The following is a 19,282-nucleotide window of genomic DNA, read 5'->3' on the forward strand; positions in this document are numbered from 1 at the left end:
GTTGAAGCTTATTTTTTCACTTCTGTAACACCAGTTACTTTTCCTTGATCGGATGAATTAAAGGTGGATTTATATTGATCGTTTGCGAAGTAGACATTGCCTTCAACGGTTGCGTTCACCAGGGTAAAACCATCCGCTTCTACGTATACATCTCCAATAAAAGTGCCGCCTTGAATACGGGCGTTTTTACTCTTGATGGTCAATTTTGGAGCAGTCAGTTTGAAGGAGTTGGTGATGTTGTGATCCGCATCTTGTGTGTATAGAGCAATTTTTCTGGCGGGTTCCTCTTTATTCATGAATTCTCCATCCACGACGAGATCTTCGGTGAAGGTTAAGTCTTTAAGTGTGGCAGCAATCCAGGTTCCCTCTGGACTGATGGCGCGTTTGAAGGCTTCTTCATTATCTACTACGGAAGCTGAGGTTACAGCATCTGTGGTGTTATTTTGATTATTAGCGGTGCCTGCATTATTAGTGGTACCCGCGTTATTTGTGTTCTCAGAAGTGCTTGTTGCAGTAGCATTATTAGCATTATCTGTTGCATTTCCACATCCGACCATTAACACAAAAGCAAATACCGCAGCAACACTTGCTATCTTTCTCATCTGTATAACCTCCCTAAGTAATTGTACTGATATCCTTCGAGCTTACTATAGAGTGATTAGTTAGTAATTTACCAATCAATCTACAAATGGTAATATAGGCCTGGACATCTCTGGCGTATAGTATGACCTGAAAAATGTGATTTATCCGATGAATTCACGAGCAATATGGATTACAATAAGTACAGGCAGTAGAAAAGGAGCATTATCCATGGCCAAGCAGAAATATTATGTAGTCTGGGAAGGTAAACAACCGGGAGTCTATAGCACTTGGGCAGAATGCCAGGCACAGACAGATCATTATACCGGTGCAAAATATAAATCCTATGAATCCAAAGCAGCAGCTGATGCGGCATATAAAGCGGGCTGGAAGGGGAATTGGGGAACAGGGGCAGCTGGTGCAGCAAAGTCTAAGGGGACAAGTTCTTTTAAACGCAGTGCTACAGTAGAGAACTCTGAGGAGATTGATTACAACAGTATTTCAGTAGATGTGGGGACTCGTGGTAATCCGGGGCCTGTTGAATATAAGGGTGTAGATACACAAACGGGAGATATCATTTTCTCCTGTGGTCCGATCAAAAAGGGCACTAATAATTTAGGTGAATTTTTAGCGATTGTCCATGCCTTGGCGTTGTTGAAGAAAGAGGGAAGCGATAAAACGGTTTACAGTGATTCTGTAAATGCAATGAAGTGGGTGAAGCAGAAGAAGGTGGCAACAACCTTGCCGCGCGATTCTTCAACAGAGGAAATTTGGGTGCTTATTGATCGGGCAGAGCGTTGGTTGCAAACCAATACATATGACAATAAGGTGCTCAAGTGGCACACAAAAGAGTGGGGCGAGATCAAAGCGGATTATGGTCGGAAATAAAAAACTATATCGCTATGGTTTCGGTTAAAGGAGGAGTTTGGGGATGTTTGGCAACGATTGGGATGAGGTATTGCAGGATGAAATGCAAAAGCCTTATTTTTTAAAATTAATGGATGTACTAACAGAAGAATATAAGGAACATACCGTTTATCCGCCAAAAGAATTATTGTTCACAGCATTAAAACTAACGCCTTATAAGGAGACTCGTGTAGTTATTTTAGGTCAAGATCCTTATCATGGTCCCGGACAAGCTCACGGACTAAGCTTCTCTGTCAATCCGGGGGTACGTATCCCTCCGTCACTGCGCAATATTTATGCAGAGCTGAAGGAGGACGTCGGTGTGCCTGTTCCGAACCACGGCTCTTTATTGCACTTAGCAGAGCAGGGAGTGTTGTTGCTGAACACCGTACTGACGGTACGTGAGGGTGAGGCGGGTTCACATAAAGGTCTGGGCTGGGAGACATTCACAGACACCATAATGCAAAAGCTGAATGAAAGAACTACGCCCATGGTATTTATATTATGGGGGAGTCATGCGCAGAAAAAAGGTGCTTTCATCGACCAAAGCCGGCATAAGGTGCTGCAATCACCTCATCCAAGCCCTCTCTCGTCGCATCGTGGATTCTTTGGCAGTCGTCCGTTCTCGAAGGCCAATCAATTTCTAGAGTCGCAGGGTATGGAAGGAATAGATTGGTTCATTCCGGACTTATAATTTATGGAGTGATGCGAAGGGGAGGTAGCTATGAAGCATTGGGTAGGTAAACCCGTTATAATGTACTGCGGAGAGAAACCTTATACCATTATGAAGGGAATCCTGCGCAAATGGGACCTTTCCGCATCGGTGGCGGTCATTGGCCATCAGGAAATTGCTGTGCCGTTTCGGGATATTGTTGTTATTAAGGCTCTGGCTCCAAAAGAAAGAGCTCTGCCTCCAGTTCTCCATTCCGTGGGTTATGTGATGAGGGATCGGCAGCAATTTGACAATGCAGTGTATTTTAAATCGGCGGTCAGCGTCTGGAAAGAGGATCAGCTTATTGCCTTTAATACGATTATTACCTCACATACGAAAGGTTCAGTTACACTTCAGAACGGCCAAAACCTGATGAAGGGCAATCACATCTTTGTAGTTCGTTCTTTACGAGGGTGATTTCAGGAACCTGTAAAGAATAAAAAAGGGTACGACTCCGAGTGATTGGAGACGTACCCTTTTTTATTTTATAGTTAAGCTCCGCCCGTTCACGAAGTAGATCACAACCGTTATAGCTCCTCTTTTTTGATAGGCTCAGCTTCATCTTTACGGTCTGCAATAATAATCTCATACACGCGCAGGAAAACAATTTTTATAATCATATAAACAGGGAGCGCAATAAGAACTCCGATAATACCGTAGAAGTCTCCACCTATAAGGACAAGGATGACCGTAGTCAGTGGATGAACATCCAATGATTTTCCGTAAATAATCGGTGAGAGTACATTATCCTGGATCTGCTGGGCAATGAAAATTATGACTAGAGACCATATGGCCATCGTCGGTGATTCAATGAAACCTACTATTATTACCGGAATCGCTGCTAAGAATGAACCCACATATGGAATGAAGTTAAGAGGCACTGAAATTACGGCGAGCAACAGGGAGTAAGGCAGTCCGATGATAAGGAATCCTATATATAACATAATACCGAGTACGACATTTAGCACCACACGTGTGACGATGAAGCTGCTTAAGGCGCTGTCGATATCTCCAAGCATCTCTTGGCCTTCCTTCCGATATTTTCTCGGAATTAAGCCTTGAAGTTTAGGCGATAGCTTATAGTCATCTTTTAGCATGTAGTACAGAATGATGGGCAAAGTGGCGATTAACACTACAATGCTGGAAACAACGCCAATCAAATTGGACATGGAATTGGTAACCCAGGTAATAGTATCGCTAAGAAATTCTGATAAACGGGCCGCGACGTCAGAATCCCCTTTGAAAAAACGTGACAGTGTCGGATTCTCCCTCAATGCATTGAACTGATCCTGCAAACCTTGCACGAGGTAGGGAGTGTTATCAATAAAGTTCTGAATTTGTTCTTGCAGTGTCGGCCAGACTAGAATCCAGAAGAGAACGAACAAGCCCGCAATCAGAAAATAAATGAGCAGGATGGAGAACGCCCGGTTTAATTTTCTTTTCTCTAGGATTCTTACTAATGGACGCAGCAGGTAGTACATAAACCCTGATAACATCATGGGAACAAGTAATAATTTGAAAATGGCACCTAGTGGCGCGAAGAGAAACATTACTTTGGAGCCTAAGTACAAAATCAGTAAAAAGGCGATAATAGCAAGGCTTGTCCGAAAATACTTCTGTTGTGGCAATAAAAACATCCCCCAAAATTCAAATTTATATCTATGTAGTTTAATAACCCTAATTTACAAGTATTGATTCAAAAGCGTGTAATTCCTTATAGGTAGTTCTTGGCATACCCATATAGAGGTTCTAGTTACAAAGGTTACGCCAAGTAAAAAGATCGCAATATAACAAGGGTATATCACTACTTCGCTGCTTTTTTCGTGGATTATCTTGACTTTCGTTTATGAGATTTTCTAGTGGATAAAGTGAAGATTTCAGGAACTACCTCCTCGCCTCCAGTTTCTTTGGTAACTTGTCTTGCTTTAACAAGAGATAAAAAGGAAAAAATCTCACCTAATGCTACAAGTCCAGCTGCGATGATCTCATAATCCTCAGCGCTAAGTTCTGCGGATTCCACTGGATTAGTGTTATTGGTGGTCCCATTCTTATTAGCATTGCTGTTACCGTTATTTCTCCCACGGTTTCTTCCATTGGCCATTTCTGATCACCCGCTTTTCCCGGTATGTATTATTAATATGTTATAAATGCCGTATATGAGATAGGCAATTGGGATGTAATTTTGCACTGTCTCTTTTTAGCACTTTACATAGGATGAAAACGCTGTTAAAATCATAAACGAGCACAAACGATCAATAACGGTCACATATAATCAATTAACGGTCAAGAAAATTCATAGATGAGCGCAAGGAATTGCACAGGTCGCGCTCTCACATAAAGGAGCGAGCCACGATGATGTTTGAGGAAGAGAGAAAACAAAAAATCGTGCTTTTTGTGGAAAAAAACTCAAGAGCTTCTGTACAGGAGCTAAGTCAGGAAATGGGCGTATCCGAGTCTACTGTGCGCCGTGATCTGAAGGAGCTGGAAGAAGCCAAGCTATTAAAGCGTACTCATGGCGGAGCGGTTTCCTTGCAGAGTGTCAATTTTGAGGCGGCTTATCCTGATAAGGAAGATCATTTATTGGATGAGAAGCAACGGATTGCCCGCAAAGCAGTGGAGATGATTCAGGAGGGTGACGCTATACTGCTTGATGCAGGAACAACAACACTGCAGATTGCCAGAGAGCTGAAGAACTTTTCGAATATCAAAGTCATTACGAACTCGATTATGGCGCTGAATGAGCTGCGGGATTGCCGCAATATCGAAGTCTCAATTACAGGTGGTATGCTTCGCCCGGATACGATGGCTTTTGTTGGACCGATGACAGAACGTTCCTTAGATATGGTGAGAGTGGATAAAACTTTTCTTGCTACTAATGGACTGGATTTGCGGGAAGGCATCACAACCCCGAACATGTTAGAGGCAGCTACAAAACGCAAAATGATCGCAGTCGCCAAGCAAGTTATTCTACTGGCAGATCACAGTAAGCTGGGGCAGGTATCCTTTAGCAAGGTTGCTGATGTGACGGAAATGGATCATTGCATTATAGATTCAGGAGCGTCTGACAAATTCATCCGTGAGATCACGCAATTGGGTGTGGATTTCACGCTGGTATAAATTCTATATAGGATAAGCAATTATGAATTACCGTGTGATCGTTTGGAGAAATTACAGATGCCGTATTTTTGATCGGTAATCTATGGCTTAGAAAACCAACATAATTGAGGGATAATCATGATCTATACTGTAACGCTTAATCCTTCCATTGATTATATCGTGGAAGTGGAAGATTTGAGACTGGGTGACTTGAACCGGATGAAACGTGATTTGAAGCTTCCCGGAGGGAAGGGGATTAACGTATCCCGAGTGCTTAAACAGCTTGGGGTTCAGAATAAGGCTATGGGATTCCTTGGCGGCTTCACCGGCCGATATATTGAGGATTGGTTACACGAAGAATCAATTTCAAGCGATTTCGTGTTTGTTTCTGATGATACGCGGATTAACATCAAGCTCAAGCATGGAGAAGAAACGGAGATTAACGGTGTTGGACCCGCCATTCTTGATCCGGAAGCCGATGCACTATTGCAAAAGCTGGCTGCTCTGAACGCGGAGGATGTAGTGATTTTGTCGGGAAGCGTTCCCCCATCACTGGGTGCAGATTTCTATGACAAGCTTATATCTGTGTGCAAACAGAGTGGAGCGGAATTCGTCATTGACACTACTGGTGCTGCACTTCAAAAAGCGCTGGCTAATCAGCCATTGCTGGTTAAACCGAACCATCATGAGCTTGCAGAGCTATTCGGCGTAACAATAGACACGAGGGAAGAGATTATTACTTATGGACGCAAGCTGCTGGATGCAGGAGCGAAACATGTACTGGTTTCCATGGCGGGTGAAGGGGCTTTGTTCATTACGGAGCAAGGGGTATACCACGCCAACGCACCAAAAGGTAAAGTGAAAAATTCTGTAGGTGCAGGGGATTCCATGATCGCTGGTTTTGTAGGGACACTGTCTTTGACAGGAGACTTGTTGGAGGCGTTCCGTGCAGGCGTTGCCTCGGGCAGTGCAACCGCATTCTCTGATGATTTAGCGGACAGAGAATTCATTGAACAGCTGAGACCGCTGATCCAAATCTCAGAAGTGTAAGCCGACAGCATTCAAAGTACTTAAGGGAGTTGAACATGATGAAAATAACGGATTTAATGATAAAAGAAACTATGATCATGGATCTAAAAGCTACAACTAAGGAAGCTGCAATTGATGAATTGATTGCTAGTCTTGCTGCTAGTGGCCGAATTAATGATCCGATCCTTTTTAAAGAGATGATTCTGAAGCGCGAAGAGCAATCCAGTACTGGGATTGGTGGCGGTATCGCGATGCCGCACGCTAAGACTAAAGCGGTAAATGAAGCGACGGTTGTATTTGCTAAGAGCGCAAAGGGAGTGGAGTTTGAATCCCTTGATGATGAGCCAGCACGTATCTTCTTTATGATTGCCGCTCCAGAAGGAGCAGGCAATGTGCATCTTCGTACACTGGCCTCATTGTCCAGACTACTGATCGATAGCGAGTTCATTGAACAGCTTATGAATACTCAGACTCCGGATGAGGTATCAGCTTTGTTTGATGCCAAGCAGGCGGAAGGCGAAGATAAGGAGAAAGAGAACGAAGCCGCTGAAACTGCCGCAAAGTCAGAGCCTGAACGTGTAATCGTGGGCAACCCGGATTCCCAAGCTTTTGTCGTAGCTGTAACTGCTTGTCCTACAGGCATTGCGCACACTTTTATGGCTGAAGATGCCCTTAAGAAAAAAGCTCTAGAAATGGGAGTTAATATCCGTGTAGAGACGAATGGTTCAGAAGGGGCCAAAAACGTACTCACCCCTGATGAGATTCGGCGTGCAAGCGGTGTAATTGTTGCAGCTGATAAAAAGGTGGAAATGGCCCGTTTTGACGGTAAACCTGTACTGCAAAGACCGGTAAGTGATGGCATCCGTAAGTCGGAAGAGCTTATTCGTAAAGCTATGAATGGGGAAGCGCCGATCTATCACAATGAAGGTCGCGGTGGCAATGACGAAGGGTCTAAAGAGAAATCTGGCAGTATCGGCAGTAAAATATATAAGGACTTAATGAATGGGATCTCCCACATGCTTCCGTTTGTAGTCGGTGGCGGTATACTGCTAGCAATCTCCTTCCTGATTGAACAAGTAGGTGGAGCAGATCACCCGCTGTTCCAGTTACTGCAGACAATCGGTGGCGGAGATGGTGCCTTCCATTTCCTAATCCCAGTCCTTGCTGGATTTATAGCGCTCAGCATTGGTGATCGTCCGGCTCTGATGCCAGGTATGGTTGGGGGTTACATGGCCTTGAATTCCAACGCTGGGTTCCTCGGCGGGCTGGCTGCTGGTTTCTTGGCGGGTTATGTAATTATCGGACTACGTAAAGTATTTGCAGGTCTGCCTAAAACACTTGACGGACTGAAGCCGATCCTGTTATACCCGGTATTCGGGCTTCTAATTACCGGTGGATTGATGTATTACCTGTTCGATCCGGTCTTTAGCTGGATCAATGTAGGACTGATTGATTGGCTTAATGATCTTGGAACTGTTAATGCTGTTATTCTGGGCCTGGTTCTCGGTGGCATGATGGCCATAGATATGGGTGGACCTTTCAATAAAGCTGCTTATACTTTTGCCATCGGTGTATTCACTACCAGTGGTAATACCAACGGCTTCATGATGGCTGCTGTAATGGCCGGGGGGATGGTGCCTCCACTTGCAATAGCACTGGCTTCTACTTTCTTTAAGAATAAATTCACGGAAGAAGAACGTAAATCAGGTTTAACGAACTATGTGCTGGGCTTGTCGTTCATTACGGAAGGGGCCATTCCATTCGCCGCAGCCGATCCGCTTCGTGTCCTAACCTCTTGTATTCTTGGTTCGGCCGTTGCTGGAGGTCTTACACAGCTTTGGAATATCAACGTGCCTGCTCCGCATGGCGGGATCTTTGTAGCTGCCCTTTCAAGCCACGCGCTGTTGTTCCTGTTGGCTGTTCTGATCGGTTCGGTCATCTCCGGATTGATGCTCGGATTATGGAAGAAACCGCTTGAAGCAAAGTAACTTTATAAGTAAATTGAACTGCTGGGTGCCAGAATTTTCATTCTGGTGTCCAGCAGTTTTTGCATGGACTTTAATCTACCCCTTTCCTCGCCCATAGGTAGATTTATCTCCATAAATGAGGTTTAATTTTATATAATTGAAAATATATATAATCAGAAGGAAAAGGAGCGAGCGAGATGATATTACATAAGGGGGAAGTCTTGTTCCGCCAAGGAGACAGCTGTGATTTTTTATTTAAGGTAAAAAGCGGGCTGTTCAAGGTCACAAGACTTCATGAGAATGGGAACATGGTGTTATTTAACATCCTGTATCCTGGTGAGATGGTTCCCCATCATTCACTCATTTCGCCAAAGGAGGCGCATGGAACTGCAGTTGCGATGATGAAGAGCGAGGTGGAGGCAGTTCCATCAGCAGAATGGTATCAACAGCTGCGGGATGATCCTGGTCAAGCGATGGAAATCGCCAGACTGCTTCAGGAGAAGGTACGGTTTATGCAGACACGGCTGGATCATCTTACTGTAGGTACACCTGCAGAACGTATGGAATTGCTAACCCGCTGGTTTAATGACTATTCTCATGGCGCAGCGCTAACAGAGTTATTGACCCAGGAAGAAATAGGGCAATTGATCGGTGTAAGACGTGAAACAATCAACCGTTTGCTGCGGAGTACAGAGTGATTCCTGCTTTTTTCTGGCAAACTGTTTAGAGTAGGGTGGCTCCGTGGTATAATGTAAACAGAACTTATCAAATTAGAGAAAGGATCAGGATACCATGTGTCCCCGAAGGACGATTCCCCAAAGGACGATTTGGAAACGTTATGATCTGTCTTATACTTAGCTTCCCTGTAGAAGGTGCGTAAACCGTTGTTACTTGACGAACCGCCTCTGCGAGGGGAAGGAGTATATATATGCGAAGGAGCAATACCTCCGGTTTTACCCGTCGTAGAGGTTGGTGGGACGTCTAGCCGCCATATACGATAAGGGGAGACCTGTATGAGGAACCACAATTACGGAGTGAATGTACTGCTCCGATTGACAGTCATTTTGTTTGGAACATTTTTGCTTGCATTTACTTATTATCACATCAATTTTCAGAATCATTTGTCAGAGGGCGGATTCGTAGGATTATCGCTGCTTGGCAAATATGTATTAGGAATTTCACCTTCGATTTCAACTCTGCTTCTAGACGTTCCAGTACTCTTGATAGCATGGATGTTCAAAGGGAAAGCGTTCGTGTGCAACACTTTTGTTTCTGTAGGAGCTTTTACAATCTTCTATGGTCTCATGGAACGTTATTCCAGTTTGGTCATCAACTTGCAGGACAATTTGGCATTAGCAGCTCTTTTGTCCGGCGTACTGACAGGTTTAGGAGCGGGAATTATCCTGCGGAGTGGCGGGGCTAGCGGTGGAGACGATATTTTGTCGCTGCTGGTTAGTGAATGGAAGGGAATCAAAGTAGGTACGGTATTCATCATGATGGATGTAATCGTTCTGGCACTATCACTCTTTTATATGCCTGTTAAAGAAACGATGTATACAGTGATGGCTGTAGTCGTAGCTGGCTATGTAATCACTTTTACAACCTCTTTAGGCAAACCAAAGCTAGTGAAGTCGCCAAAGATTCAATCTACTTTGCGTAAACCTCATGATGGTACGGTAATGTGAATAAGGCTGTATAAACAGCTTATTTCGGGGATATACTACATTTAAGGTCAGCCAGAATTTCTGGTTGACTTTTTTTTGTTGGATATGACGTATTTTTAAAGGGTGCAGTCCCTAGGGGCGTTGTTCGGACGTTTCGCTCATAACAAAAGGTGGCGTACAGTGAAAATCCTGTACGCCATCTTTTAGTTAACTTAAGACTCACTTGTGCTCGTCTTTGAATCGTGTAGAGACATTTGCGACCAGCTTGTCTTTTATTTAGCCCACGGTATTCGTGATAGCTTCGCATTCGTCCGAACAATGACCACTGTGCTGTGTTTCACAGTCCTCACAGCAAATATGCTGAAGATGACAAGCATCATTGGCGCAATTGATAAATTGGTCAGCTGGCTGACCGCAGTGATGGCAACGTCCGACAACGATATCCTCGTCGGTATGATTAATCTGTACGGAGATCCGCTCATCGAAGACATAACATTTTCCATCAAACAGTTGGCCCTGTACCTCAGGGTCTTTACCATAAGTCACAATGCCGCCATCCAACTGGTACACCTGCTCAAAGCCTTCCTTCATCATAAACCCGCTTAATTTCTCGCAGCGGATCCCGCCTGTACAGTAGGTCAGGATTGGTTTATCCTTAAGGTCACTCATATTCTCGCGAATCCAGTCCGGGAATTCTTTGAAGCTGTCTACTTCGGGGCGGATGGAGCCGCGGAAATGACCAAGATCGAATTCGTAGCCGGTACGACCATCCAGAATCACCACATCGTCGCGCTGCATCATTTCGTAGAAATCTTTAGGCGCCAGATGCTCTCCGGTAATCACGTTAGGGTCCAGTTCATCCTCGACCCGGAACGTCACGAGTTCCTTTTTATAACGAACGAAGATCTTTTTGAAGGCATGAGCATCAGCCTCATCGATCTTGAAGACGATATCGCTAAACAGAGGGTTTGCGCGCAAATCCTTCATGTATTGCTCGGTTTGGGCAACCGTACCTGATAGTGTTCCGTTAATGCCTTCATCAGAAATAAGAATTCGTCCCTTTACATCAAGCTCTTTGCAGTAAGCCAAATGCTCCTGGGCGAATAGTTCTGCATCCGGCACTTTTACAAATTTATAGTATAGCAGAATTGCATATTCCGATTGTGGATTCATTCATTTCACCTTTATCATTAGAATTAGACTACTAAATAAACATTTAAGTATAAAAAGTATTGTAACATATTATCAAGTATTGACAAGAGATGTGGTACAGTAACCTGAAGAAAGCTGGTATAAATATCATTTTTCAGGGATACCAGGATTAAGGTCAGCCAGAACCTCTGGTTGATTTTTTCTGCAGGATATAGGCGGTTTTCATGGATAGTTATGATTAGCGAAACCGTGAATCGCAACGCACGTATATATTTTCATTCATAAGTCACATGATGACTTTAATTATAAGGAGGAACTGCGGGATGAGTGCTCATGAGATTGATTATGCCATTATGGGTGAGGAAATACAGTGTGTAGAGGTGCAGCTTGACCCAGGAGAGAGTGTAATTGCCGAAGCCGGGAGCTTTATGATGATGGATCAGGAAATAACAATGGAGACGATATTTGGTGACGGCAGCGGAGGCTCGCGTGGAAGTGGCTTGATGGGGAAGCTGATGGGCGCGGGCAAACGTCTGTTGACAGGTGAAAGCTTGTTTATGACTGTCTTCACACACAGTGGTTCTTATGGGCGTAAAAGTGTTACCTTTGCTGCTCCGTACCCAGGCAAAATCATCCCGCTCGACTTGCAGCAATACGGTGGAAAAATCATCTGTCAAAAGGATTCGTTCCTTTGCGCGGCAAAGGGCGTTTCAATCGGTATTGAATTTCAGCGTAAGCTGGGTACTGGCTTTTTTGGTGGGGAAGGTTTTATTATGCAAAAGCTGGAGGGTGATGGACTTTCATTTGTACACTCTGGCGGTTATGTTATGGAACGCACACTTCAACCGGGAGAGACGCTTAAGCTGGACACTGGCTGTCTAGTCGCTATGACGTCTTCGGTGGATTACAATATTGAGTTTGTAAAAGGGGTCAAAACCGCGCTGTTCGGCGGTGAAGGCCTGTTCTTCGCAACGTTGCGCGGACCCGGCAAGGTGTGGGTACAATCGCTGCCATTCAGCCGAATGGCCGATCGCATCCTGTCCGCTGCCGGCAACAGCGGTCGGAAAGAAGAAGGAAGCGTGCTTGGTGGGCTTGGTAATTTGCTGGATGGCAGATAAGTCTGCGTGAGCGCATTGCATAGTGTGGAAGTAGAGGATATATGGAATGTGGAGTGAGCGTGGAATTGCTGAGGATATGAGGCAAAGAGCGAACGAAATGTGGAGTGAGCGTGGAATTGCTGAGCATATGAGGCAAAGAGCGCACGGAATATGGTGAGCGTGGAAAGCATATGAAGCAAAGAGAGTACGAAATATGGAGTGAGCGTGGAAATGCTGAACATATGAAGCAAAGAGCTTACGAAATGTGGAGTGAGCGTGGAAAGCATATGAAGCAAAGAGCGTACGAAATATGGAGTGAGCGTGGAATTGCTGAACATATGTAGCAAAGAGCGTACGAAATGTGGAGTGAGCGTGGAAATGCTGAACATATGTAGCAAAGAGCGTACGAAATATGGAGTGAGCGTGGAAATACTGAGCATATGAGGCAAAGAGCGTACGAAATGTGGAACAAAGAGCGTACGAAATATGGAGCATATGAGGTATACAACATTACAAGAGGACGCATCGTTTCAGCGGTGGTGCTTTTAGGGGGGAACAAGGGCAGAAATGCCCTTGTTTTGCTGTAAAGGTTTAGTATCGCGCGAAAGAAGGGCGAAAGTACCTTTGATTTGCTCGAATGAGCTAGTGTGACGCGAAAGAAGGGTAAAAGTGCCTTTGATTTACTCGATACTGCCAAATGAACGGTATAAATCCCGTAGAATGGAGCCGACGGAGCACATATAGCCAAATGAACGGTATAAATCCCGTAGAATAGAGCCGATCGAGCGTATACGGTCAAATGAACGGCACAAATCCCGTAGAATGGAGCTGACGGAGCACCATAGCCAAATGAACGGTATAAATCCCGTAGAATAGAGCCGATCGAGCGTATACGGTCAGATGAGCGGTATATATCCCGCAGAATAGAGGCGATCGAGCACCTATAGCCAAATGTACGGTATAAAGAATAGAGCCAATCGAGCGTATACAGCCAAATGTACGGTATATATCCCGCAGAATGAAGCGTATGGAGCAGTTGCGACCAAATGAGCGGCACAAATCCCGTAGAATGGAGCTGACGGAGCACCTATAGCCAAATGAACGGTATAAATCCCGTAGAATGGAGCCGACGGAGCACATATAGCCAAATGTACGGTATAAATCCCGTAGAATGGAGCCGACGGAGCACATATAGCCAAATGTACGGTATAAATGCCGTAGAATAGAGCCGATCGAGCGTATACGGTCAGATGAGCGGTATATATCCCGCAGAATAGAGGCGATCGAGCACCTATAGCCAAATGTACGGTATAAAGAATAGAGCCAATCGAGCGTATACAGCCAAATGAACGGTATAAATCCCGTAGAATGGAGCCGATGGAGCATATATAGCCAAATGTAAGGTATAAATCCCGTAGAATGGAGCCGACGGAGCACCTATAGCCAAATGAACGGTATAAATTCCGTAGAATGGAGCCGATCGAGCACCTATAGCCAAATGTACGGTATAAATCCCGCAGAATGGAGCGGATGGAGTAGTTGCGGCCAAAGGAGCGGTATAATCCCATAGAATGGAGCCGATCGAGCGTATACATCTCTATAAGCGCTATATATCCACAGATAAGTTACTTCAACAAGCAATAAGTTACTTATGTTCGATGGGATATCACCGTTCGGCGTCTGCAATATCAACTCTAAATTGTCCTCCACTACCGTTATCGCTGCCACCGCTACCTCGCTACCACCACTGCCACCACCACTACTGTATTCTTAAACCAATTTATAGTTTGTTAAAGCCGTAATGGGCTATGCTCATTTACGGTTTTTTATGTTTTTGTAAGTAATGGTTGGCCGAAGTTGATGACCACTCAGGTAGGATTGGGATAGTTTAATTAATAACTATATAATACCAGTTCATGAGTAGCTGGTTCAGGTATGATGTGTTCAACACTAAATCGTACTTTGGAGGAATGTATATTGGTAATGGACGTGGAATTTGGCAAGGAAATTGAGAATGCTATTAGTTGGGCTAAAGAGCGGCTGGGGTCGCAGGAGTATCCGCTGCGTTGTCTTGCTTTTGTTGAAGATGCATATGAAAGAAGCAATGGGATCGAAATGTGGGGAGGCAGCGATGCACGTGAATCCGCTGAGCTGTACGATGCGCACAAGAACACCGGGGCTCCGCCAGCTGGCGCGTTTGTTTTTTATACTTGCTCAGGTTTGGTGGACGGTGAGCTTAAGGATTGGGGGCATGTAGCTTTGGCCCTTGGGAATGGCGAGGCCATTCATGCCTGGGATAAAGTAAGGATAGATCACTACATGGAAATTTGCCATCTGCAAGCTGCTCCAGGCTGGAGCCAACCAGAACTTATCGGCTGGGCACCTGTAGAGCGAGTTCTTGCCGGGATTCAGAAGAAACAATGGGACTAGTTGATATCCGCAAACCTAACTTATCCAAGAACCTAGAAGGTGCCGTAAATAGGTGCTTCATGGGTTCTTTTTTCTTCCTTCTGATTTGACTAACCCTATGCACGGTGTATATATTATTTGGCAGACCCCCTTATATTGTTAAGGCTGGACCGGAGGTATGATATGTTTAAAATATTTATTATAGAAGATGACCGTGGACTTGTGGCTTTGCTGCAGGATTATTTACATAAGTTTGGATATGATACGCAGGCGGTGAGTGATTTTGAGCGGGTCCGCACTCAGTTTGAGGCGTTCGCGCCACATCTGGTGCTCCTTGATGTTAATTTGCCAAAATACGATGGTTATTACTGGTGCCGCCAAATTCGCGGAATTTCAACCTGCCCTATTCTTTTTATATCTGCCCGCGATGGCAAAATGGACCAAGTAATGGCGCTGGAAAATGGAGCCGACGATTATATCACTAAGCCTTTTGATTACGAAATCGCGATGGCCAAAATCAAAAGTCAGCTGCGGCGCGCCTACGGCACCTATGCCGGAGGGAATAATGAACGCACACTGAACGTTGCGGGAATGACGCTGGATGTAGAGCGGCTAATCCTTACCCGAGGCGAAGCTAAAGTGGACTTAAGCCACACGGAAGCCAAAATACTAGATGAGCTGATGCAAAAGTCCGGAGTCATCGTTACCCGGGACAGGCTGCTCGAAAAAATCTGGGATGATCAAGCCTTCGTGGATGAAAATACATTAAATGTATATGTTACCCGTGTACGCAAAAAACTTGCTGCTCTCGCTATCACAGATGGACTACAAACCGTGCGCGGTCAAGGCTACCGTTTGATTCCGAATTGGGGGGATGAGGAATGAAGTTGTTTTTAAGGGAACAGTTCCCCCTGATCGTGGTTTATCTAGCCCAGCTAGTCCTGATCACATTAGTGTATCGGCTGGATGGAGGCAGCGGTCTGAATGTAAGTTTATATGCCGCGCTGCTCAGCACTTGTCTACTGATTGGCTACCTCGCTTACCGTTATGTCACCAATCGCACGTTCTACGAACGTTTGGAGACTACGCCCTCCTCTCTCGATGAGGCAGGTGGCCCTGCACAGGATTCTCCGCTAGCCGTAAGCTTGCGAGGTTTACTGGGGTCGCAATTCCGCCTCTACAAAAATGATTTGCACAGCTACCGCCACAAATTAGAAGAACATATTCACTTTATTAATCAATGGGTACATGGCATGAAGACGCCGTTGTCTGTCATTCATCTGATCATTCAGGATAAGGATGGCCCTCCTTTTACGGCAATTGGTGATGAACTGGATCGTCTGAAAAAAGGACTGGATACCGTGCTTTATACGGCCCGTCTGGATACTTTTGAACACGATTTCTATGTGGAACGGCTGAATTTGGAGACAATCGTGCGTGGTGTGACCTCTGAGCAGAAGCGGCTTTTTATTCGAAAAAGAGTTTTTCCAGCTATACAAATAGATGAGCAGATTACCGTAACTACGGATGAAAAATGGCTCACTTTTGTCCTTACGCAGCTGATTACGAACGCTGTACGTTATACGACTGAAGAGGGCAAACATGTTTTTTTTCAAGGGATGGTCACGGAAGATAAGCAGACTGTGCTTGAGATCCGGGATGAAGGAGTGGGCATACCAGCAGGAGATCTGCCGCGCGTGTTCGATGCATATTTTACCGGGGTGAATGGACGAACCTTCCAGGAATCTACGGGGATGGGTTTATATCTCGTGAAGCAGATCTGCGGCAAGCTTGGACATGAGGTGAGTATCCGTTCCGAAGAAGGAAGCGGGACCACCGTGCGGATTGTATTTAGGGAGCAGCATATAACAAACCTTACAAATGTGTAAGGGCATTGTAAGTTTCAGAAATAGCAGCCCATGTGTACACTTTGTATAATGAAGGCAATCCAGTCGAAAGAAGGAGAGGTAACACTTGCCCATTCTAGATGTTCATAATTTATCAAAAATATATGAGGGTAAAGTGTCCACTCAGGCGCTGAATCATATCCGCTTTTCTGTAGAAAAGGGGGAGTTCGTTGGCATAATGGGCCCATCAGGGAGCGGGAAAACAACGCTGCTCAACACGATTGCCACCATCGACCAACCGACCTCCGGTCAGATTCTGATCAACGGCCGAGATCCTAATCTGCTTAGCAGAAAAGAAAAGGCACTTTTTCGCCGTCATGAGCTAGGCTTCGTCTTTCAGCATTTTAATCTACTGGATACGCTCACTGTAGAGGAGAACATCGTATTACCTTTAACGCTTGCAGGTGCCCGTGTCCCAGAGATGGAGAGCAGGCTAAAAGAGGTCACTACCTTGCTTGGTATCGAACATTTACTGAAGAAGCGCACGTATGAGGTCTCAGGCGGACAAATGCAGCGGGCGGCTATCGCCCGGGCGATGATTCATCGTCCAGCGTTAATTTTGGCGGATGAGCCCACAGGCAATCTGGATTCCAAAGCCTCAGGGGAAGTCATGAATATGTTGACAGAGGTGAATAAGGAAGAAGGAGCTACGGTGCTGATGGTCACGCATGACGCAGTGGCTGCAAGCTTTTGCAACCGGGTCATCTTTATTAAAGACGGACGTTTCTATAGTGAAATGTACAAAGGCAGTAATAGAGGCGCTTTCTTCCAAAGTATTATTGATATGTTGTCTCTGCTTGGGGGAACCAGCCATGACCTTTCGGCAATTCGCTTATAGGAATGTAACACGTAATAAACGCAAATATGCCGCTTATTTTGTCGTCAGTGCTTTTTCGGTGATGATCTTTTTCGTGTGCGCTTTGTTTATTTACCATCCGGATATTTCAAAGAGCTTAATTTATAGTACGGCGGCTCATACGATGATGGTGGCAGAGGCAATTATTTATGTCTTTTGTTCTTTGTTCGTGCTCGTATCCGTTGGATCCTTCCTGCAGTCGCGGAAGATGGAGTTCGGAATTTTATTGATGCATGGAATGACGAAGAGACAGCTAAACACCATGGTTTTTCTGGAAAATATGATGATCGGCACCTCTGCCATCCTGACGGGTACCCTTCTCGGGTTACTTCTGGGCAAATTATTTCTGATGATCGGATCCACTTTTTTGGGAATTCCCCTGTTAACCTTTCATCTCCCATGGCAGGCACTTGTGCTTACGATCTGCAGCTTCGTGTTATTGTTTTTTCTGATATCGCTTTGCACCTTTGTTTTTATCGGCAATGAGTCACTGATGCGTCTGTTTCAGGGAGAGCGTAAGGCAGAAGAAGAACCCAAAGTATCCTTTGTATTATCTATTATTACTGCTGTATTGCTGATTAGTGGTTATTATTTGGCGGCTACTGCAAAAGCTGCTTCCGTAGAGAAAGTCATGTTTCCGGTCGTTGCAATTACGGTTATCGGGACGTATCTCTTTTATACCCAGCTAAGTATTTGTGTGGTTAAGCTGCTTAAGGACATTCGGCGCTTGTATTGGCATCGTACGAATATCATCACTTTATCGGGCTTGTCCTACCGCTGGAAAGAGAATGGCCGAATGTTTTTTATGGTGACGATTGTATCCGCAGTCTCCTTCACTTCAGTAGGGGTATTTGCATCGATACATACACTTTCCAGAGAGCTGAAATTGGATTATCCTGCAGCAGTGGGTTATGTAGCTAAAGGAAATCAGGCGGATGAACCCTTTGATCAGCATCTGAACGAAATTAAGGAAGAGCTCAAGACGCACGGACTCCCTTATGAAGCGCTTAGTATCCCGATTAAATATGCTGAGGTCGAAGCTCAGACTGGACCCGATCGCACTTTACGCCTTCCCTTGATTGCTTTTAGTGATTATAATCTCGCCCTGCAGCGTGCAGGTTTCACAACGGCTGAGCGTGCTCTGGTGGGCAACGAAGGTCTGGTGATGATTGGTTCACAGCGGGATCGCAGTTTAACAGAAGGCAGAGTAAAAGCGGTCTATTCCTTGCAGCAAGGACTTGCCATTAAAGAAATAGGTTATACCGCGCAAGTCCCCATTGCTGAATATTTATTGCCGGAGCTGGATGGTAGAGATGGCGGGGATTTTAGTGGTGTCGTGATCAGTGATGAGCTCTACAGCGCTATTGATCCCGTGCAGACGGATCTTTATACAGGTTTTTATGTAGAGGATTTTCCACAGACGGTAGGTATCGCAGATGATCTTGCCCATAAAGGCAAACAGTCCTATGAAAGTGATTCTCCGTATGCGATTGTGATCAGCGGCACGCTGTTTGAACTTCAGAAAACATTGTATAACACAATGCTTTTTGCTTCATTGCTGGTGGGTACTGTCTTTTTTATCGCGGCAGGCAGCTTTCTTTACTTCCGGTTATATACCGATCTTGATCATGATCGCAATCAATATTCCACTTTGTCCAAGATGGGGCTTACGGATAAAGAACTCAATCGAATAGTCACAATTCAGCTCGCTCTATTGTTTTTTGTGCCGGTCGGAATAGCTATTTTACACAGTGTGTTTGCCTTTATTGCGCTTCAACGGTTGTTCTACTTATCTATCGCAACGGAGACAGGCGCGGTGTTACTCGGATATTTGGCTGTTCAAGGACTATACTTCTTTTTTATTCGCAGCCGCTATTTACGCAACCTGAAGAAGAACTTGATATGAGA

At 45.0% G+C, this 19,282-nt stretch carries 21 protein-coding genes; 16 read left to right on the plus strand and 5 right to left on the minus strand.

The window, feature by feature from the left end; translation table 11 throughout:
- Positions 1–8 precede the first annotated feature (8 nt).
- Positions 9–602, minus strand: a complete 594-nt coding sequence (locus MKY63_RS19220; protein ID WP_339809653.1) for a hypothetical protein — start codon at positions 600–602, stop codon at positions 9–11.
- A 208-nt stretch (positions 603–810) separates the two neighbouring features.
- On the opposite strand from MKY63_RS19220, the gene MKY63_RS19225 reads away from it, so the two are divergent.
- From MKY63_RS19225 to MKY63_RS19235, 3 genes are read left to right on the plus strand one after another with little or no spacing between them, the layout of a single operon-like run.
- Positions 811–1,467, plus strand: a complete 657-nt coding sequence (locus tag MKY63_RS19225) for a ribonuclease H family protein (protein ID WP_076215337.1) — start codon at positions 811–813, stop codon at positions 1,465–1,467.
- A 43-nt stretch (positions 1,468–1,510) separates the two neighbouring features.
- A complete protein-coding gene (ung, locus tag MKY63_RS19230; RefSeq protein ID WP_036683009.1) occupies positions 1,511–2,179 on the plus strand; it encodes a uracil-DNA glycosylase in 669 nt (222 codons plus the stop codon).
- 30 nt (positions 2,180–2,209) lie between these two features.
- Complete coding sequence (locus MKY63_RS19235) at positions 2,210–2,614, plus strand: hypothetical protein (protein ID WP_036683006.1); 405 nt, start codon at positions 2,210–2,212, stop codon at positions 2,612–2,614.
- A gap of 110 nt (positions 2,615–2,724) precedes the next feature.
- Here the strand turns inward: MKY63_RS19235 and MKY63_RS19240 are convergent, their stop codons facing one another.
- Together MKY63_RS19240 and MKY63_RS19245 are read right to left on the minus strand one after the other, a co-directional pair.
- Complete coding sequence (locus MKY63_RS19240) at positions 2,725–3,834, minus strand: AI-2E family transporter (protein WP_036683003.1); 1,110 nt, start codon at positions 3,832–3,834, stop codon at positions 2,725–2,727.
- Between the two features lie 191 nt (positions 3,835–4,025).
- The gene (locus MKY63_RS19245) at positions 4,026–4,298 is read right to left on the minus strand and encodes a hypothetical protein (protein ID WP_036683002.1); all 273 of its coding nucleotides are present in this window, start codon (positions 4,296–4,298) and stop codon (positions 4,026–4,028) included.
- 251 nt (positions 4,299–4,549) lie between these two features.
- Here MKY63_RS19245 and MKY63_RS19250 point away from each other — a divergent pair, with 251 nt between their 5' ends.
- The 5 genes from MKY63_RS19250 (at position 4,550) to MKY63_RS19270 (ending at position 9,974) form a co-directional block, all read left to right on the plus strand.
- Entirely contained in the window at positions 4,550–5,314 is a 765-nt protein-coding gene (locus MKY63_RS19250) for a DeoR/GlpR family DNA-binding transcription regulator (protein WP_305953507.1), read from the plus strand.
- Positions 5,315–5,431: 117 nt separating this feature from the next.
- Positions 5,432–6,343: a 1-phosphofructokinase gene (gene pfkB / locus MKY63_RS19255; protein ID WP_339279386.1), complete on the plus strand. Its 912-nt coding sequence runs from the start codon at positions 5,432–5,434 to the stop codon at positions 6,341–6,343.
- A gap of 38 nt (positions 6,344–6,381) precedes the next feature.
- Complete coding sequence (locus MKY63_RS19260; RefSeq protein ID WP_339279738.1) at positions 6,382–8,310, plus strand: fructose-specific PTS transporter subunit EIIC; 1,929 nt, start codon at positions 6,382–6,384, stop codon at positions 8,308–8,310.
- 176 nt (positions 8,311–8,486) lie between these two features.
- Positions 8,487–8,987 (plus strand): Crp/Fnr family transcriptional regulator, encoded by a 501-nt coding sequence (locus MKY63_RS19265; RefSeq protein WP_036682996.1) that lies wholly within the window; start codon positions 8,487–8,489, stop codon positions 8,985–8,987.
- Positions 8,988–9,302: 315 nt separating this feature from the next.
- On the plus strand, positions 9,303–9,974 hold the full coding sequence (locus MKY63_RS19270) for a YitT family protein (protein WP_339279385.1): 672 nt from the start codon (positions 9,303–9,305) through the stop codon (positions 9,972–9,974).
- Between the two features lie 255 nt (positions 9,975–10,229).
- Here the strand turns inward: MKY63_RS19270 and MKY63_RS19275 are convergent, their stop codons facing one another.
- A complete protein-coding gene (locus tag MKY63_RS19275; RefSeq protein ID WP_036682991.1) occupies positions 10,230–11,126 on the minus strand; it encodes a rhodanese-related sulfurtransferase in 897 nt (298 codons plus the stop codon).
- A gap of 302 nt (positions 11,127–11,428) precedes the next feature.
- On the opposite strand from MKY63_RS19275, the gene MKY63_RS19280 reads away from it, so the two are divergent.
- From MKY63_RS19280 to MKY63_RS19290, 3 genes are all read left to right on the plus strand, one after another.
- A complete protein-coding gene (locus tag MKY63_RS19280) occupies positions 11,429–12,223 on the plus strand; it encodes a TIGR00266 family protein (protein WP_038572584.1) in 795 nt (264 codons plus the stop codon).
- Between the two features lie 170 nt (positions 12,224–12,393).
- Positions 12,394–12,546 carry a hypothetical protein gene (locus MKY63_RS19285; RefSeq protein ID WP_339279383.1) on the plus strand — a complete coding sequence of 51 codons (153 nt, stop codon included), beginning with the start codon at positions 12,394–12,396 and terminating at the stop codon, positions 12,544–12,546.
- Between the two features lie 117 nt (positions 12,547–12,663).
- On the plus strand, positions 12,664–12,789 hold the full coding sequence (locus MKY63_RS19290) for a hypothetical protein (protein WP_339279381.1): 126 nt from the start codon (positions 12,664–12,666) through the stop codon (positions 12,787–12,789).
- Positions 12,790–13,143: 354 nt separating this feature from the next.
- On the opposite strand, the gene MKY63_RS19295 is transcribed toward MKY63_RS19290, so the two are convergent.
- Complete coding sequence (locus MKY63_RS19295; RefSeq protein WP_339809656.1) at positions 13,144–13,797, minus strand: hypothetical protein; 654 nt, start codon at positions 13,795–13,797, stop codon at positions 13,144–13,146.
- 388 nt (positions 13,798–14,185) lie between these two features.
- Here MKY63_RS19295 and MKY63_RS19300 point away from each other — a divergent pair, with 388 nt between their 5' ends.
- The 5 genes from MKY63_RS19300 to MKY63_RS19320 all read left to right on the plus strand — a co-directional run bounded on the left by MKY63_RS19300 (position 14,186) and on the right by MKY63_RS19320 (position 19,280).
- Positions 14,186–14,632 carry an NlpC/P60 family protein gene (locus tag MKY63_RS19300; RefSeq protein ID WP_076104478.1) on the plus strand — a complete coding sequence of 149 codons (447 nt, stop codon included), beginning with the start codon at positions 14,186–14,188 and terminating at the stop codon, positions 14,630–14,632.
- Positions 14,633–14,794: 162 nt separating this feature from the next.
- Positions 14,795–15,496, plus strand: a complete 702-nt coding sequence (locus MKY63_RS19305; protein WP_036682984.1) for a response regulator transcription factor — start codon at positions 14,795–14,797, stop codon at positions 15,494–15,496.
- A complete protein-coding gene (locus MKY63_RS19310) occupies positions 15,493–16,500 on the plus strand; it encodes a sensor histidine kinase (RefSeq protein WP_036682982.1) in 1,008 nt (335 codons plus the stop codon). The genes MKY63_RS19305 and MKY63_RS19310 overlap by 4 nt, the downstream gene beginning before the upstream one ends.
- Positions 16,501–16,585: 85 nt before the next feature.
- Positions 16,586–17,356, plus strand: a complete 771-nt coding sequence (locus MKY63_RS19315; RefSeq protein ID WP_036682980.1) for an ABC transporter ATP-binding protein — start codon at positions 16,586–16,588, stop codon at positions 17,354–17,356.
- A complete protein-coding gene (locus tag MKY63_RS19320; protein WP_076098617.1) occupies positions 17,331–19,280 on the plus strand; it encodes an FtsX-like permease family protein in 1,950 nt (649 codons plus the stop codon). Before MKY63_RS19315 ends, MKY63_RS19320 begins: the two co-directional genes overlap by 26 nt.
- Positions 19,281–19,282: the final 2 nt, after the last annotated feature.

This window comes from Paenibacillus sp. FSL R7-0189 (genome assembly GCF_037969925.1).
GTDB lineage: Bacteria > Bacillota > Bacilli > Paenibacillales > Paenibacillaceae > Paenibacillus_AQ > Paenibacillus_AQ odorifer.